Genomic DNA, 15,349 nt, shown 5'->3' with positions numbered 1-15,349 from the left:
CAGCAGTTCAACCTGTCCGAGTACTACTCGCTGTCCAAGCGCACGGGCCTGTACGCGTTGCAGGCGTATCAGCGCGCGAACGGCCAGACGCTCGGCAACAACGGCGCGGGCAACATCATCAACGCGACGGCGACGCTCGGCGACGGCTTCAACTCGACGCCTTCGTCATCGCGCAGCATGGTCGGCGTCGGCGTGGGTATGGTGCATCGGTTCTAACGCCGCTCGTCGTATTTGAAGTGGCACAAGGAAAGTAGTACAGAGCGCCGCGCATGCGGCGCTTTGCATTTCGCGCATGCATCATTCGATGTGAGGAGCGAGGACGCATGCCGTTGAACACGCTCGTCAACGATGCTCCGGACGCCCGGCGCCGAGCGATTCGAGAAGCGGCCTGAGCGCATCGAGCTCCGAGCCGAAGCCGCTCCAGTCTCCTGCTTTAAGTCGTTCGAGCGCGCGGTTATAGTGCGCGAGCGCTTCGCGGGCGCGCTCGTCCGCTGTGCCCGGAGGCCGCGCTGCCGCTGGCGAGGTTTGTTCGAATAGCGCTGCGAGGGCTTGCGCGAGGGTCTCTTGCATCACGACACGGTCCCCGTATGCGGCGATGACCCGCTTCAGTTCCGGCAACTGCCCCGACGCTGCGCGCAGATAGAGCGGCGACACATAGAGTATCGAATTCTCGATCGGTACGACGACGAGATGCCCGCGAATGACGCGCGAACCCATCTGGTTCCACAGTGAGATCTGCTGCGAGATCTCGGTGTTCTGCTGGATGCGCGCCTCGATCTGGAACGGCCCGTACACCAGCTTGTCTTTCGGGAACGTGTAGACGATGAGCTTGCCGTACTCGGGTGGATCGCAACGCGCCGCGAGCCAGGCAATCATGTTTTCGCGCTGACTGGGCACCATCGGCAGCAGCAGGACGAACTCGGCGCGCGCCTCGCCGGGCAGCCGCATGATCATGTAGTACGGCGCCATCCGTGCGCCCTGTGCGTTGCCCGCATCGATGCCGCCCGGCTCGCGCGGGAATTGCCACAGGTCCTCGCGGTTGTAGAAGACTTCCGGCGCTTCCATGTGATAAGTGCGATAAAGCTGCGCCTGAATCAGAAAGAGATCTTCCGGGTAGCGGATGTGCTGCCGCAGGTCTGGCGGCATCGTATCGAGTGGCTTGAAGAGTCCGGGAAAGATGCGCTCCCAGGTCCGCAAGATGGGATCGGCGGGATCGCTGACATAGAAATCGACCGTGCCGTTATAGGCGTCCACGATCACCTTGACCGCATTGCGGATGTAGTTGGTGCCGTCGCCAGTGGCGGGCTGCGAGTACGGATACCAGCGGCTGACTGTGTACGCATCCAGTATCCAGAAGAGCCGCCCGCCGCTCACGACGATATACGGATCGTGATCGAAGCTCAGGAACGGCGCGATCGTGCGCACTCTGTCCAGAATGTTGCGATGGAAAAGAATCCGGCTTCTGTCCGTGATATAGCTGGTCAGCAGAATGTTGGGATCGGCGAACTGCCACGCAAAGAGGAAGCGTCGCGCGCTGCTGCCGATACCGACTCCGTCACGCCCGCTATAAGCCGCGTACATGTTTTCCTTCCCGTGAGGGAAGTCGAATTCCGGCACGCTGCCTTGGACGATCACGTAGTCCTGCTCGCCTTGACCGAAATAGAGGCGCGGCTCGCGAACGGCCGGGCCGCCATTGGCAACGGGCGGAATGTCCTGCAGATAGAACGACGGCAAGCCTTCGGCCGATTTCTCTGTGACGGGCGACATCACGACGCCATTGCCATGCGTGAACAGCAGATGCAGGTTCACCCAGGTCTGCGCATTGGCGGGAAGCATCGACGTTTCGAGTTCGCGCGCGGACAGCATCACCTGTCTGTAGCCGGCGTCGAGCGCGTAGCGGTCGATGTCCACGGAGAGAAACCGGTAGTACGTCCTGATCTCCTGCAACTGCGCATAGGTATCCATCAACGGCTGCACATCCCACAGGCGGATGTTGTCGATGGTTGCGCGATTCGCCTGCAGTTCGGCGAGATTCAAGCCCTGTTCCGCGGCAAAGGGCCTCGCCGTGATGCGTGTGAGCGCGTAGGCCTGTCGGGTCAGCGCGATATTATGTTTGATGTAGGGCGTCTCCAGCCTGAGTTCGCTTGGCTTCACATAGAACCGTTGATAGAGCGCCGGATAGATCGCGGCGAACACGAACGAGCCGCCGAACACCAGCAGCGCCGATGCAATGGCAATGCGATAGCTGCGCAGGCGCATGTTGGCCCACGAAGCGATGGATGCGGCGGCGGCAAGACCCATCAGCAGCCACAGCACGGGCAACCCGACGTGAATGTCCGTATAGCCCGCGCCGACGACGACGCCGTTATCGTCATAGAGCAGCAGAAACCGGTCGAGCCAATACGACCCGGCCTTTACCGCGAAGAACAGCGCGAGCAGCGCCGAGCCATGCATCGCGGCGGCGCGCGACAGGCCGCGCGGCGGCTGTTCGACGGCGATATCGCCGCGCACGCCATAGATCACGCCCGCAACGATGGCGCTGCAAAAGAGCACGCGCAGCAGCCAGTTCTTGAACGCCACATAGACTGGCAGCGAGAACACATAGAAGCCGATGTCATAGCCAAAGATGGGATCGCGTTCGCCGAACGGCACCTGATGAAGATAGCGAAGTGCGAGGTCCCAGTTCGACGCTTCGAAGGCTGCAAGCAGCAGCCCGAGCAGCGCGGCGGCGCCGGCGATGGCCCAGCGCCAGCCGATGCGCGGCATGACGCGGCCCGTGCGCTCGTCGACGATTTCGAGCGTGGCCGACGACGGATCGAAGCGCCTTGCATGACGATGCGCGAGCAGCCCGGACAGTGCGATCGTTGCTGTCGAGACGACGAACACGGCGGCGAACAGGAGCACTCTGGCGTCGAGGACTGTCCAGAAGACGCGTGCGTAGCCGATCGAAGCAAACCACATCCAGTCGACCAGAATACGCGTGATGCGCCCGATCACGATCAGGCCGACGATGACAGCGGCAACGGTGATCGCGGTGCGTCGGATACGCACGCGTGGAGTCACTTGCGAGGGCATCGTCCCTCCTTTGCCGGGCGCAGTGCGCGCGGCCAGTGCACGAGCAGTGCACGACCCAGCGCGATCGGGCTGCGCGTCGCGCACGGTCAGATTGTAGAACGCCCGCCACGCAGCCGCTGCGCGCGATGCGAACCGGTTGCAGAGCAGTGCAGCATGCGCGGCGGCGTCTGTCCCGTTGTTCCGGACATGCGCAACTGTTCTTGCGTTGCGGCAGCAATCTTGACAGCGCTGACGTGAATGCGGGCCGCGCTTTTTTCGCTTTGCACCATCGCAGCCGCAACGCCGCCCTAATCGTAACTACCGATGTAGTGCATCGAATGCCGATGGTACTGTTGTGTGCGCACCCTTAATAGCTGCAACGTGTCTGGCAGATGTCGCTCCCCGATCGTAAAGAATTGGAGAAGAGAACATGTCCAAGAACAAGATGTGGCGGGACCTGTATCGCGTCGTCGCGACGGGTACGGTGGTAGCAGGACTTGGCCTCGCGGCCACGGCGTATGCAGCAGCAGACCCGATCAGGATCGGGGTCATCAGCGAAGAGTCCGCGGTCGCGGGCGCTTCGATCAGCAAGTCCGCGCAACTCGCTGCGGATGAGATCAACGCCCACGGCGGCGTCGACGGCAGGCCCATCCAGATCATCGCTTACGACGACCATTCGTCGGCTTCCGACGGCGTGCGCGCGTTCCAGCGCGCCGCGAACCAGGACAAGGTGGTGGCCGTGATCGGGAGCTATATCAGCGAGGTGGCACTCGCGATGGAGCCCTGGTCCGCGCGTCTGAAAATGCCGTTCATCACGCCGGGCGCGGCGAGCAACGACATCTCGAAGCAGGTCCACAACGACTACGACCACTACAAGTACACGTTCCACGGCTGGATGACGTCGGCGTTCATCGCGCAGTCCATCTGCGATTTCTCGCACGACATACTGGTCGGCCAGTTCAAGATGAAGACGACGGTCGTGATGAGCGAGGACGCCGCGTGGACCAAGCCGCTCGACGATCGCTACCTCGAATGCCTGCCGAAGGCGGGACTCCAGGTGCTCGATCATATCCGCTTCAATCCTGACACGTCCGACTTCACGCCGATCTTCAACCAGATCGAGAGCAAGCATCCCGACACGATCACGACGGGCATCAGTCACGTCGGCGTGCAGCCGACCGTGCAATGGCACGACCAGCAGGTGCCCATTCCGATGACGGGACAAAGCTCGCAGGCCACGACCACGAGTTTCTGGAAGGACACCAACGGCGCGACGGAAGGGGTCATCACGGCATCGGCGGCGGCGCCCGGCGTCGCGGTGACGCCGAAAACGGTGCCGTTCGTCGATGCGTATCAGAAGAAGTTCGGTGTGTCGCCTGCGTATTGCGGCTTCACGAGTTATGACCTCGTCTACATCCTCGCGGATGCGATCAAGCGCAACAAGGGCTCGACCGATCCCGACAAGATGGTCGATGCGCTCGAGAAAACGGACTACGTGGGCACGATCGGCCGCTGGCAGTTCTACGGCAAGGGCGATCAGTTCACGCACGCGCTGAAGTACGGGCCGGGCTACATCACGGGCATCAACCTGCAATGGCAGGACGGCAAGCAGGTGGCGATCTGGCCGAAGTCGGTGGCGAACGGCACGGTCAAATTCCCGGCCTTCGTCAAGGTGCAGCAGGCGTCCGCCAACTAGCCGCGCGACGGTCGTGCAAGCTGCGGTGCTCCCACACCGCAGCGACGGTTGATGCGTTCGGCGACGCAAGCGTGATCCGTCTCGACAGATAGTGCATCCGCACCTTATCGACAATCAAAGTCATCGACAATCGAAGGCCGGGCATGCTGCCACTGCAGATTCTTATCGACGGCTTTGCAATCAGTTCGCTCTACGCGTTGGGCGCAATCGGTTTTACGCTGATCTTCGGCGTGTCCGGCGTGCTCAATCTCGCGCATGGCGGCGTGATGCTGGTGGCCGCGCTGATGGGTTGGGTGCTCGCGGGCGAAGCGGGACTCGGCACCTATCTCGGTACGCTGCTCGGCGTGCTGTCGGGCATGGTCGCTGCGTACATCACGTATCTGATGGTCGTGCGGCCGATCCAGCGATCGGAGGCGATTCCGCGCGAGGAGAAAGAGATTTTCGTGCTGACGGGCACGCTGCTGTGGGGCATCATGATCCAGCAGGGCATGGCGTGGCTCTTCACCGACAACCCCGTGACGATGCGCCCGCTCATCAGCGGCGTGGCGAACATCGCGGGCGTGCGCACGCCGTTCAACGAGATCATGATCGCCGTCGTGTGCTGGGTCGTGATCGGCTTGCTCTGGCTGTTCGTGAACCGCACGCGGATGGGCAAGGCGCTGCTCGCGGCGTCGATGAATCCGCGCGGCCTGACGCTGCTCGGCTTCGAGCTTTCGCGCATCTACCTGCTCGCGTGGACCATCTACGGCGTGCTCGCGGGCATCGCAGGCGTGCTGCTCGCGTCGTTTCTCGGCGTGAGCACGAACAACACGGGACAACTGACGGCGAGCGCGTTTTCGATCGTCGTGCTCGGCGGACTCGGCAGCGTGTCGGGCTCGCTGATGGCCGCGTATGTCGTCGGCTATCTGGAGACGATCACCGCCTATCTCGTCGCGCCGACGCTGCGGCCGTTGCCCGCGCTGATCCTGCTGGTGCTCGTCGTGTACGTCAGACCGCAAGGCTTTCTCGGACGGCGCTAACCGCACAGATGCAGACCATCATGACCGCTCCTTTCCGTTCGCGTGCAGTGTGGGCCATCGTGCTCGTCGCCATCGCGGCGACGCTGCCCTGGTGGCTCTCGGGCTACATACTCGGCGTGCTCACCGTCGGGTTCTACTTCGGTGTGTTCGCGATGTCGTGGGACCTGCTGTTCGGATTCGCAGGCGAAGTGAACTTTGGCCCCACGTTCCTGATTGGCCTGGGCGCCTACACGGCCGCGATACTCGACGCGAAGTGGGGCGCGCCCATCGCCGTCTGCGTCGCGGCGGGCGGGCTCGTCGCGCTGATCGGCGGGTTGCTGCTCGCGGTGCCCGCGCTGCGATTGCGCGGACCGTACTTCGGCCTCGTCACCTTGGTCGCGGTGCTCCTGCTGCAAAACTCGATCGTGATTTTCGCGGGCGTGACGGGCGGCGAGATCGGCATGATGGTGCCCGACGTGATGTCGGTGGACGCGTCGCATAACTACTGGATCGCGCTCGCCTTCCTGATCGTCTGCGCGATCATGCTGTTCGGCCTGTCGCGTTCCGCGATCGGCCTGATCCTGCAGGCGAGCGGCCAGGACACGATCGGCGCGCAGGCGCTCGGCTTCAACGTGACGAAGCACAAGCTCGCGGCGTTCTGCATCAGCGCGGTGTTCTCCGGCGTCGCGGGCGCGATGCTCGTGTTCTATCAAGGCACGGCGTCCGTCAGCACGGTGGTGGATATCGGCATCGGCGTGCAGATCATCATCGCAGCCGTGCTCGGCGGCCGCCGCACGATCCTCGGCGCCGTGCTCGGCTCGATCTTCCTGATCGTCGCGGGCGAATTCCTGCGTCCGCTCGGCCAGATCAACACCTTCGTGGTCGCGGCCGTCGCGCTCGCCGTGATTCTGTTCTTTCCGGACGGGCTGCTCGGCAACGTGCTGCGCGTGAGGGAGCGAGAATGAGCGATTCACCCCGTCTCGCTGTACGCGGGCTCACCAAGCGCTTTGGCGGGCTCGTCGCGGTGAAGGACATCGGCTTCGACATCCGGCCCGGCGAAATTCTCGGCCTGATTGGCCCGAACGGCTCGGGCAAGTCGACGGTGATGAAACTGATCATGGGCATCGAGCGGCCCAACGCGGGATCGGTGAAGATCGACGGCGTGGAGATGGCGGGCTGGGCGCCGCACCGGATTGCGCGCGCGGGCGTGGGCATCGTGTTCCAGCACTCGCGGCCGCTGCACCGGCAGACGGTGCTGGAGCACATCAAGCTCGCGCTGTTGCCCGATTCGCTGATGAAGCTCGCCGCCGATCCGCACGTCAACCGGCGCGCGCGGGAGATTGCCGAGCGCGTCGGCCTCGGCGCCGTGATGCAGCGTCATCCGGCGACGCTGCCTTTCGCCGATCTGCGCCGTATGGAGATGGCGAAGGCGATTGCGCGCGATCCGAAAGTCGTGCTCGTCGACGAGCCGTTCGCCGGCCTGACGGCGGCGGAATCGGTGGCGTTTTCCGAGCTGATTCGCGGCTTTCGCGCCGAGGGGCGCGCGGTGCTGCTCGTCGATCACAACGTGAAGAGCCTTGCGGCGCTCGCCGATCGCGTGCTTGCGATGTATCTCGGCGAGCACGTCGCCGAGGGCACGGCCGACGAGGTCATGCGAAACGAAACGGTGCGCCGCGTCTATCTGGGCGGCAAGATCGAGACGCGCGAGAGGCCGCCCGGCGACATGAGCGCGAGGCCGCGGGTGCTTCAGGTCGATGACGTCGGCGTGCTGTACGGCAAGGCGCGCGCGCTCGACGGCGTGAGCCTTCATGTGCACGAGGGTGAGTTCGTGTCGGTCGTGGGTCTCAATGGCGCGGGCAAGACCACGCTCTTTAACGCGATCTCGGGGCTCGTGCCTTATCAGGGGACGATCCGTTTCGGCGGACAGGATCGGAAAGGGATGAGCGGCGCGGCGATCGCACGCGCGGGCGTCGTGCAATGCCCGGAGACGCGCGAGCTGTTCGGCGACATGACGGTGCGCGAGAACCTCGATCTGGGCGGCTACCATCTCGCCGACGCAGTACGCGCGGAACAGCTCGCGTGGCTTTTCGAGCTGTTCCCGATCCTCGGGTCGCGCCAGGGACAAACGGCGCGCACGCTGTCGGGCGGCGAGCAGCAGATGCTCGCCATCGCGCGTGCGTTGATGATGCAGCCGAAGCTGCTGATCCTCGACGAGCCGACGCTCGGCCTCGCGCCCGTGATTCTGGAGCAGTTGTCGCGTGCGATGGAGAAGCTCCAGAAGACGACGCCCATCACCGTTCTGCTTGGCGAACAGAACGTCACGTTCGCGCTGCCTCACGCGGACCGCGTGTATGTGCTGGAGCACGCGCGCATCGTCTGGGAAGGCACGCCGTCGCGCTTCGAGCGCGAAATGGGGCGCGGCTTTCTCGAAGCGGTTCCCGCCGAAGCTCCGCAGATGGGCGCATGCGGCGCAGGGGTGAAGATCAGCGGGTGAAGATCAGCGGATGATTTGGCCCTTGGGTTCTTCGGCTATTCGAGCGCGTCGATGGGCATTCGTATCGAGATCCGGAAGCCGCTGCCCGGCGCACTGAAGAACGCGACGCTGCCATGCAATTGCCGCACGCGCTCGCGGTTCCTCGCTTCGTCTTTGAGTCCTTGAAACCCCTCGAAACAGCGCATTGGCCTCGTTGACGTGGATCAATCGTGCGATCGCGTGTCCGGCTACGCTGAGATGACGGACGCAACGGTCACCCTGTCGTCTCTACCGTCCGGTGACGCGCTTTGCGTTGGACCCGTCGGCGACACTCCCGTCGCGGAGATGATGCGCCGACATCTGCACACGTGCCGCACACGGCATCGATCATTCTGGAGAACAAGCCATGAGTAACCTGACTCGTTACGATCCGTTCACCGACCCGATCCCGGATCTGTTTCATGGTCTCTTTCGTCCGTTCCGCGGACTGTCGATCGCGGAAGGCCCCGATCTATCGTCGATCAAGATCGACGTCACCGAGTCCGAGGCCGGCTACTGCGTGAAAGCGGAACTGCCGGGCGTCGAGAAGAATGACATCGACGTGCAGATCGACGGCCCGTCTGTCACGATCAACGCGAAAGTCGAACGCAGCAAGGAGCAGAAGGACGGCGAACGGGTGATCCGGCGCGAGCGCTATTCGGGCGCGTTCAGCCGTTCGTTCACGCTGGCCAGCGCGGTCGACGAAAGCAAGGCGACGGCGGAATACAAGGACGGCGTGTTGTCGCTGACGCTGCCGAAGAAAGCGTCGCCCGATCGCAAGCGCATTGAAATCGGCTGAAGGCCGCGCGGTCAAACCTGAGAGAACTGGGCCGCCGTCACGCTGGCGCGAACGAAGCGCGGCGGTCGGCCCACTTCCCTGTGAGGAGTCGCCATGTCATTGACAGGCAAGATCGATGAAGACGGCTGGTCGGTGCGGGTCGAAACAAAGCCGGCACCCGATGGAAAATTTTGCAGCGACATTCACGTGTGCCACCGAACCCGCAACGGGAGATTCGCGCACGTCTTCGCGAATCACGAGACGTTTTCCACCGAGCGCGAAGCGATGCTCGCGGGCCTGCGGGAGGGAATGATCTGGATCGAACTCAAGCGTTCGCGGACTTTCCATGTCGAAGCGTCCGGGACGGATGGAACGGACCTTCGCACATCGGAGTAGAGCGTCGAAGTAGAGCGTCGAAGTAGAGCGTCGAGACGGGCGATCGGCGCGTGCTGTAACGGAAATGCGCGTTGCGATCGAATCACATCGGCCGGTCATGCGTATCCGGCCAATGCTGAAACGACTGGCTCAAACCTCGTCATTGGCGAAGACGCTGTTCTCGGGTTCCGGGTTGGTTTCGTCGACGCACTGCACATGCCATTGGCCGACGACGGGCGCATGATGCGCATGCCGATACCACAGCGCGTGGCCCGATTCGCCTTCGAACGGACCATCCGGCGACGTCAGATCGAGCCCCGACAACTCGCAAAACGGATGTACGCCCGCAGCGTCGTAGACCCGCGTGCTGCCCTTCGAAGAGATGAGCGTCCCCCATTGCGGAACATCGATCACAGCATGTCCCTCGCGCGACCATTTACGCGTTTCGCGGTCCAGCCAGAGAATCGCATAGACGGCGGGATCGGGGCATTCGAACGTATCGAGGTGGATGGTGATTCTCATCGATGGCTCCTTCACAGGCTGGACTCTGGACTCTTGCAACGCGCGCATCATTGGGACATGACCCATTCGATCAGCGTATGTGCGTCTTGCGCGGAAAGCGGCCCGCCGCGCTCGGCAGGCAACGGCATCGCCATATCGCCCCAGTGCGCGCGACCGCCCATCCGCAGCTTGTGTTCGAGCATGGCCGTTGCGTTCGGCACGCCGCGATAGCGGTCGGCGATCTGATGAAACGACGGCGCGAGGAACGGCGCATCCGACGTATGGCAGAACATGCAATGCTGCTGATCGACCAGTTCCGTCGGTTCGTTGCGCTGCGCGAGCGCGGTTTGCGATGCCGCCAGCAACATGCTGAACGCGCAAACGAGCAACACGGATAAACGCGCACGGATCACGTTGAAGCCTCCTGGTTGGCTGACAGCTTCAATCTATCGCGCGACGCTTCGGGGCCATTGAGCCAGGTCAACGGATGCCGCGAGAGCAGCGCGATCGCTGGCGATCACGGGCGTGTCAAAACATCACGTCGACAGGTCAACGTTCCAGACGGGCTCGCCGAGCGGAGATGCACGGGCGCTGTCGCGCGACGCTAGATGTCGTTTTCGTCGTCGAACAGCTTGTGGCGGATTGCGTAGCGCACGAGTCCGTTCTCGTTCGGCATCTGCATCTTTTCGAGCACGCGCGTCTTGTGCGTGCTGACGGTCTTGACGCTCACGCACAGCTCATGGGCGATTTCGGTGAGACTCTGTCCCGCGACGATGCGCCGGAACACGTCGAACTCGCGGTCGGACAGGCGCTGATGAGGCAGCGCTTCAGCGGGTTCGTTGAGATTCTGCGCGAAGCGCTCGGCCATCGCGAGGCTCACGTAGACGCCGCCCGATGCCACTTTCGTCACTGCGCCGACCAGCTCCGCGCTCGCGCTTTCCTTCGTCAGATAGCCGGATGCGCCCGCCTTGAACGCGCGCACCGCGTATTGCTGCTCGGCGTGCATCGTCAGCACGAGGATGCGCAGCGCGGGCTTCTCGTCCTTGATCTGCTTGATGAGCTCGATGCCGTTTCGTCCCGGCATCGACAGATCGAGCACAAGCACCTGCGCATCCGTCGAGCGCACCAGCGCGATCGTCGTGACGCTGTCCCAGGCTTCGCCCGCGACTTCGAATCCGCTGGCTTGCTGGAGGATATGGCGCAGCCCGTCTCGTACGAGCGTGTGGTCATCGGCGAGCAATACTTTGATCATGAGTGGGTCTCTTCCTGTTGCACGGACTGCAAGGGAAAAGTGACGGTGATGGCGAAGCCTTCGTTTTGTGCCGTGTCGATCTGCACCGAGCCGCCCAGCATGTGCGCCCGTTCCCTCACGCCGATCAGGCCAAACGAGCGGTCGTGACGGTTGTCGGCGGCGGCTTTCCAGTCGGTGCCCCGGCCGTTGTCCGCGATCCGCAGCATGCAGTGCGAGCCCGTCGTATGCAGCGTGATCTCGACGGCGGTTGCATCCGCATGACGGGCGACGTTGTTGAGCGCTTCCTGCACGATACGGAAGAGGGCCGTCGCGCCGTCCTTCGAAAACGCTGCATTGCCGGGCTCGATCTTGTGCGCGATGTCGATGCCATAGCGGTTCGTGAAATCGTTCGCGAGCCACTCTATTGCGGGCACGAGGCCCAGATCGTCGAGCATGACGGGCCGCAGATCGGCTGCGATCCGCCGCACCGACGCCACCGTCGAATCGATCACCCGGCGCATGCGGCGCAACTGGTCCGATACGTTCGCGTCGAGCGAGCCCGTCTCGCTGTCGACGGACAAGACCTGTTCGAGCGCCGAGAGGTCCATTTTCAACGCCGTCAATTGCTGTCCGAGATCGTCGTGCAGTTCGCGCGCGATCCGCGTCTTTTCCTCTTCCCGCACGTTCTGCAGATTGGCCGATAGCTGGCGCAGCTCTTCCCTTGACTGCTTCAGCGCGTTTTCCGATTTGACCCGCTCGGTGACGTCCCGCAGCATCACTGTGTAGAGCTTGCCCGACTCTTCTTCGATCTGCGAAATCGACGCTTCGAGCGGGAATTCCTCGCCGTTCGCGCGCAAGCCGTACAGCACACGCTGCTGGCCCATCTTGCGCTCGGAGATGCCCGTTGCGCCGAACTTCGCGACATGCTGCGCGTGCGCGCCGCGAAAGCGCTGCGGAATGAAACGCGAGAGGGGCGTGCCGATCGCATCCATCGCGGTCACGCCGAAGACCCGTTCCGCAGTCGGATTGAAGATCACGATGTTCTGCGCGTCGTCGATCGTGATGATCGCCTCCATCGACGAGCGGATGATGCCCATCATTCTGGCTTCGTTGCGGCGCGCTTCGTCGGACAGCGGCGAGGCCGTGGTGCGCGAGGCCGCGATCAGCCACACGAGGACGGCAAAAAGCGCCGAAGCCGCCATGCCGGCGACCAGCACGACGGTTGCCGCGCGGGCCGCGACGGCGGGGTTCGTCTCGACCCATTGCTGCATGACGAAATGCGATACCGCAAGCGTAATGGCGGCTGCCACCGCGAACGTCACGAGGCTCAGCGCGGCCGGCCCGACGAACCACGGCGTTCGGGACGGCCCGCGCGATCCGGCGGCGCGGTTGGCATACGGTTCTTTTTTCATGTGAGCCTTCAGGCAGGAACGGGCGTTCGCGCGGAAAGCGAATTTCGCGGCCGGAATGCAGCCGACACCCGACACGTATCGTAGTGCCGCCATTTTGCGCGATTTGTCAGGCTCAGCCAATGTTCGCGACGACTGGATCGCGGGAGCCGGGGTTCCCGCTGGTGAACCGCCGGTGAATTCTACGGTTCGCTGTCTCTGTCCCGACCCGATGGAGCGCGCCGGCTGCTTGTCCTTGCGACGCAAGGACGGCGCCGTCTGCGCGGCGCCGTTCATCCGTTGCGCTCGCCTGTCGATGCGCGTCGATGTCCGTCAATGCGCCATCAGCACGGGCACGGTCATCGATTCGAGCATCGTCCGCGTGACGCCGCCGAACACGCGCTCACGCGTGCGCGAGTGCCCGTATGCGCCCATCACGAGCAGATCGACGTGAAGGTCCGATACGCGATTGAGCAGCGTCGCGCCCGTGCCGACGCTGACGTGCTTCGGCGTCGTCGAAAACGACGCGCGCACGCCGTGCGCGTCGAGCCACGCGGCGACGTCGATGCCCTCGGGCACATACGCGTGCTGCCCGGCGGGCTGCACGATGTCGACGCCGACAAAGCGCGCGCGTTTCAGCAGCGGCAGCGCGTCGGCCATCGCGCGGGCAGCTTCGCGGCTGCCGTCCCATGCGATCAGGATGTTCTCGCCGAGCGTGCGGACGGCACCCGCATACGGAATCACGAGCGCTGGGCGGCCAGCGCCCAGCACGAGATTGCCGACGAAATTCCGCTCGATATACGCGGCGGGGTCCTTCGGGTCTTCCTGGCCGAGCACCAGCAGATCGGCGTGGCGCGCGTGAAGCGTCGCCGCGTCGAGCGCCGGCCCCGACGGCGTCCGCCATTCGATGCTGCGTCCCGCCCGTTCCGCAGCAGCGAGAAAGGCGTCCCTGGCCGTTCGCTGGCGTTCGACGGCCTGCGCCTCGGCCTGCGCGAGGCGCAGGCTTTCGTCTTCGTTGAAGAGCGGACGGAACATGTCCTGGCACACGACATAGAGTCCGATCAGATGCGCATCCCAACGCTGCGCGAGTTCCACGGCGATTTCGACGCGCGCGCTGCTGCGACGGCTGTCGTCGATATGAACGAGCAGGGTCTTGTAGTTCATGACAGTTCCTTTTCGGCAGAAGCGGTGACGGCGGGATCGGCGGAATCGGCGGACGTGCACTTCGTGCCTTTCGTGCCGTTCACGCGGGCGGGAATCATCAGCACGGGGCAGGCGGCGTTGCGCAGCACGCGCTCGGCGACGCTGCCGAGCATCAGGCGCCGGAATCCGCGGCGGCCGTGCGTGCCCATCACGATCACGTCGGCATGCCAGTCGGTTGCAATCGCGACGATCCGGTGCGCCACGTCTTCCCCCGGCGACACGACTTCGACGGTACGCGCCGTGCCCGTCACGCCGCGTTCGTTCATCTCGCTTTGCGCATCGGATGTGATGCGCTGGCCTTCCTCGACAAAGGCATCGCGGACGATGGACGGATCGAAGCCCGGCACGTCGTACGCGATGACGGGCACGTCGATCACATAGAGCGGCAGCAGTTGCGCGCCGAAGTCGGCGGCGAGCGTCAGCGCGGCATCGAGTGCCACGGAGGCGGTGTCGCTGCCGTCGAGCGCGACGAGTATGCGGTGGTACATGGCGATCCTCTCGACAGGGCGTTCAATGCGACAGCAGCACGGGGACGGTCATCGACTTGAGGATCGTGCGCGTGGCGCCGCCGAGCACGACTTCATGCAGGCGCGAGTGCGCGTATGCGCCCATCACGATCATGTCGCAGCTCGACTCGGCTGCTTGCGACAGCAGCACGTCGCCGATGGACGTATCGCTGTCGGCGGTCATCTCGCGCACATCGACCTTCACGCCGTGACGCGCGACCGTCAGCGCGATGTCGGCGCCGGGAATCCGATAGCGCGGAGGTTCGGCGCGCGTCGCGTTGACCGTCAGCAGCGTCACGTTCGACGCCAGCGACAGGAACGGCATCGCGTCGTGTATCGCGCGCGTGGCTTCGCGGCTGCCGTCCCACGCGATCAGCACGTGCTTGCCGGGCTTCGCGAACGAGCCCGCAGCCGGCAGGATCAGAGCAGGCCGTCCCGCCGACAGCACGATGTGTTCGACGAACTGCTCGGAGACAAACGATTCGGGATCTTTCGGGTCCGTCTGCCCGAGGACGATCAGATCGGCGAGGCGGGCATACGGAGGCACGACATCGTTCGCATAGCCGTTCGCCGCGATCCATTGGCCCGCGACCTTCGCGCGCGCAAGCTCCGCATGAACCAGACGCTCCAGCGCGGCGCAATGCTCATGACGCTGAGGCTCATGTTCCTCGTAGTACCCGGCCGTGCCGGCCATCACGAAGAACGCGTGTGGCGCGGGAATGTACGTCGAGAAAACGCCCATCAGCCGCGCGTGAAACTGATACGCGAGCTGCAGCGCCAATTCGAGGCGCGGATGCGCGCGAGCGCTCGTATCGAGGTGAACGAGGATGCTTTTGTAGCTCATCGCCATAGCTCCGTGACAGAACGAGATGTACGGGCGAGCGCCCGATTCTGAAATCGAGTCTATGAGCCGGACACGCGCCGCCGTTGACGCAGATCAACCGTGCCCGCGTTGCGGGGCCGATTGATGCAGGTCAACGGGCAGCCGCTGCGCGCCAATACGGTGGGGCCAGCGAAGGACGCCATGCAGCCTGTTTCGACAGTCGATCGTCTCGTGCTCCGGAGGGCACCCATCATGAATCGTGAACCCAATGCTCCATTCGAGCT

At 63.9% G+C, this 15,349-nt stretch carries 14 protein-coding genes and 2 pseudogenes; 7 read left to right on the top strand and 9 right to left on the bottom strand.

Annotation, left to right across the window (positions count from 1 at the left end; all coding sequences use genetic code 11):
- Positions 1 to 216 (top strand): annotated as a pseudogene (locus BMW76_RS39085) (porin); the annotation flags it as partial.
- A 126-nt stretch (positions 217 to 342) separates the two neighbouring features.
- On the opposite strand, the gene BMW76_RS39080 reads toward BMW76_RS39085, so the two are convergent.
- Positions 343 to 3,075, bottom strand: coding sequence for a UPF0182 family membrane protein (locus BMW76_RS39080; RefSeq protein ID WP_090874047.1), 2,733 nt, complete (start codon positions 3,073 to 3,075; stop codon positions 343 to 345).
- Positions 3,076 to 3,484: 409 nt separating this feature from the next.
- On the opposite strand from BMW76_RS39080, the gene BMW76_RS39070 reads away from it, so the two are divergent.
- The 4 genes from BMW76_RS39070 (at position 3,485) to BMW76_RS39055 (ending at position 8,242) form a co-directional block, all read left to right on the top strand.
- The gene (locus BMW76_RS39070; protein WP_090874045.1) at positions 3,485 to 4,750 is read left to right on the top strand and encodes an ABC transporter substrate-binding protein; all 1,266 of its coding nucleotides are present in this window, start codon (positions 3,485 to 3,487) and stop codon (positions 4,748 to 4,750) included.
- Positions 4,751 to 4,893: 143 nt separating this feature from the next.
- A complete protein-coding gene (locus BMW76_RS39065) occupies positions 4,894 to 5,769 on the top strand; it encodes a branched-chain amino acid ABC transporter permease (protein WP_090874044.1) in 876 nt (291 codons plus the stop codon).
- Positions 5,770 to 5,789: 20 nt separating this feature from the next.
- On the top strand, positions 5,790 to 6,713 hold the full coding sequence (locus BMW76_RS39060) for a branched-chain amino acid ABC transporter permease (RefSeq protein WP_090874049.1): 924 nt from the start codon (positions 5,790 to 5,792) through the stop codon (positions 6,711 to 6,713).
- Positions 6,710 to 8,242 (top strand): ATP-binding cassette domain-containing protein, encoded by a 1,533-nt coding sequence (locus tag BMW76_RS39055; protein ID WP_090874043.1) that lies wholly within the window; start codon positions 6,710 to 6,712, stop codon positions 8,240 to 8,242. The genes BMW76_RS39060 and BMW76_RS39055 overlap by 4 nt, the downstream gene beginning before the upstream one ends.
- Positions 8,243 to 8,277: 35 nt before the next feature.
- On the opposite strand, the gene BMW76_RS41575 is transcribed toward BMW76_RS39055, so the two are convergent.
- Complete coding sequence (locus BMW76_RS41575; RefSeq protein ID WP_177200632.1) at positions 8,278 to 8,427, bottom strand: hypothetical protein; 150 nt, start codon at positions 8,425 to 8,427, stop codon at positions 8,278 to 8,280.
- 200 nt (positions 8,428 to 8,627) lie between these two features.
- Between BMW76_RS41575 and BMW76_RS39050 the strand changes: the two genes are divergently transcribed.
- Both BMW76_RS39050 and BMW76_RS39045 read left to right on the top strand, forming a co-directional pair.
- Positions 8,628 to 9,059: an Hsp20/alpha crystallin family protein gene (locus BMW76_RS39050; RefSeq protein ID WP_090874042.1), complete on the top strand. Its 432-nt coding sequence runs from the start codon at positions 8,628 to 8,630 to the stop codon at positions 9,057 to 9,059.
- Between the two features lie 93 nt (positions 9,060 to 9,152).
- On the top strand, positions 9,153 to 9,434 hold the full coding sequence (locus tag BMW76_RS39045) for a hypothetical protein (RefSeq protein WP_090874041.1): 282 nt from the start codon (positions 9,153 to 9,155) through the stop codon (positions 9,432 to 9,434).
- 129 nt (positions 9,435 to 9,563) lie between these two features.
- Here the strand turns inward: BMW76_RS39045 and BMW76_RS39040 are convergent, their stop codons facing one another.
- The 7 genes and pseudogenes from BMW76_RS39040 to BMW76_RS39010 form a co-directional block, all read right to left on the bottom strand.
- On the bottom strand, positions 9,564 to 9,935 hold the full coding sequence (locus tag BMW76_RS39040) for a DUF3564 domain-containing protein (RefSeq protein WP_090874040.1): 372 nt from the start codon (positions 9,933 to 9,935) through the stop codon (positions 9,564 to 9,566).
- Positions 9,936 to 9,982: 47 nt separating this feature from the next.
- Positions 9,983 to 10,327: a c-type cytochrome gene (locus tag BMW76_RS39035; RefSeq protein ID WP_090874039.1), complete on the bottom strand. Its 345-nt coding sequence runs from the start codon at positions 10,325 to 10,327 to the stop codon at positions 9,983 to 9,985.
- Between the two features lie 191 nt (positions 10,328 to 10,518).
- Positions 10,519 to 11,166: a response regulator gene (locus BMW76_RS39030; RefSeq protein WP_090874038.1), complete on the bottom strand. Its 648-nt coding sequence runs from the start codon at positions 11,164 to 11,166 to the stop codon at positions 10,519 to 10,521.
- A pseudogene (locus tag BMW76_RS39025) lies at positions 11,163 to 12,383 on the bottom strand (PAS domain-containing sensor histidine kinase); the annotation flags it as partial. The gene BMW76_RS39030 and the pseudogene BMW76_RS39025, both read right to left, overlap by 4 nt.
- A 483-nt stretch (positions 12,384 to 12,866) precedes the next feature.
- Positions 12,867 to 13,697, bottom strand: coding sequence for a universal stress protein (locus BMW76_RS39020; RefSeq protein ID WP_090874036.1), 831 nt, complete (start codon positions 13,695 to 13,697; stop codon positions 12,867 to 12,869).
- The gene (locus tag BMW76_RS39015) at positions 13,694 to 14,224 is read right to left on the bottom strand and encodes a universal stress protein (protein WP_090874035.1); all 531 of its coding nucleotides are present in this window, start codon (positions 14,222 to 14,224) and stop codon (positions 13,694 to 13,696) included. The genes BMW76_RS39020 and BMW76_RS39015 overlap by 4 nt, the downstream gene beginning before the upstream one ends.
- Positions 14,225 to 14,246: 22 nt before the next feature.
- Entirely contained in the window at positions 14,247 to 15,086 is an 840-nt protein-coding gene (locus BMW76_RS39010) for a universal stress protein (RefSeq protein WP_090874048.1), read from the bottom strand.
- Positions 15,087 to 15,349 lie beyond the last annotated feature (263 nt).

This window comes from Paraburkholderia diazotrophica (assembly GCF_900108945.1).
Classification (GTDB): domain Bacteria; phylum Pseudomonadota; class Gammaproteobacteria; order Burkholderiales; family Burkholderiaceae; genus Paraburkholderia; species Paraburkholderia diazotrophica.
Note: the sequence above shows the minus strand (reverse complement) of the source record. Positions and strands in the feature narration are given on the sequence as shown.

What these genes read in the sequence shown, in the direction of transcription:
- BMW76_RS39045 (WP_090874041.1), top strand. Translation starts at nt 9,153, where the DNA reads ATGTCATTGACAGGCAAGATCGATGAAGACGGCTGGTCGGTGCGGGTC.
- BMW76_RS39010 (WP_090874048.1), bottom strand. Translation starts at nt 15,086, where the DNA reads ATGAGCTACAAAAGCATCCTCGTTCACCTCGATACGAGCGCTCGCGCG.
- BMW76_RS39065 (WP_090874044.1), top strand. Translation starts at nt 4,894, where the DNA reads ATGCTGCCACTGCAGATTCTTATCGACGGCTTTGCAATCAGTTCGCTC.
- BMW76_RS39020 (WP_090874036.1), bottom strand. Translation starts at nt 13,697, where the DNA reads ATGAACTACAAGACCCTGCTCGTTCATATCGACGACAGCCGTCGCAGC.
- BMW76_RS39040 (WP_090874040.1), bottom strand. Translation starts at nt 9,935, where the DNA reads ATGAGAATCACCATCCACCTCGATACGTTCGAATGCCCCGATCCCGCC.
- BMW76_RS39070 (WP_090874045.1), top strand. Translation starts at nt 3,485, where the DNA reads ATGTCCAAGAACAAGATGTGGCGGGACCTGTATCGCGTCGTCGCGACG.
- BMW76_RS39050 (WP_090874042.1), top strand. Translation starts at nt 8,628, where the DNA reads ATGAGTAACCTGACTCGTTACGATCCGTTCACCGACCCGATCCCGGAT.
- BMW76_RS39055 (WP_090874043.1), top strand. Translation starts at nt 6,710, where the DNA reads ATGAGCGATTCACCCCGTCTCGCTGTACGCGGGCTCACCAAGCGCTTT.
- BMW76_RS39030 (WP_090874038.1), bottom strand. Translation starts at nt 11,166, where the DNA reads ATGATCAAAGTATTGCTCGCCGATGACCACACGCTCGTACGAGACGGG.
- BMW76_RS39015 (WP_090874035.1), bottom strand. Translation starts at nt 14,224, where the DNA reads ATGTACCACCGCATACTCGTCGCGCTCGACGGCAGCGACACCGCCTCC.
- BMW76_RS39060 (WP_090874049.1), top strand. Translation starts at nt 5,790, where the DNA reads ATGACCGCTCCTTTCCGTTCGCGTGCAGTGTGGGCCATCGTGCTCGTC.
- BMW76_RS39080 (WP_090874047.1), bottom strand. Translation starts at nt 3,075, where the DNA reads ATGCCCTCGCAAGTGACTCCACGCGTGCGTATCCGACGCACCGCGATC.
- BMW76_RS41575 (WP_177200632.1), bottom strand. Translation starts at nt 8,427, where the DNA reads ATGCGCTGTTTCGAGGGGTTTCAAGGACTCAAAGACGAAGCGAGGAAC.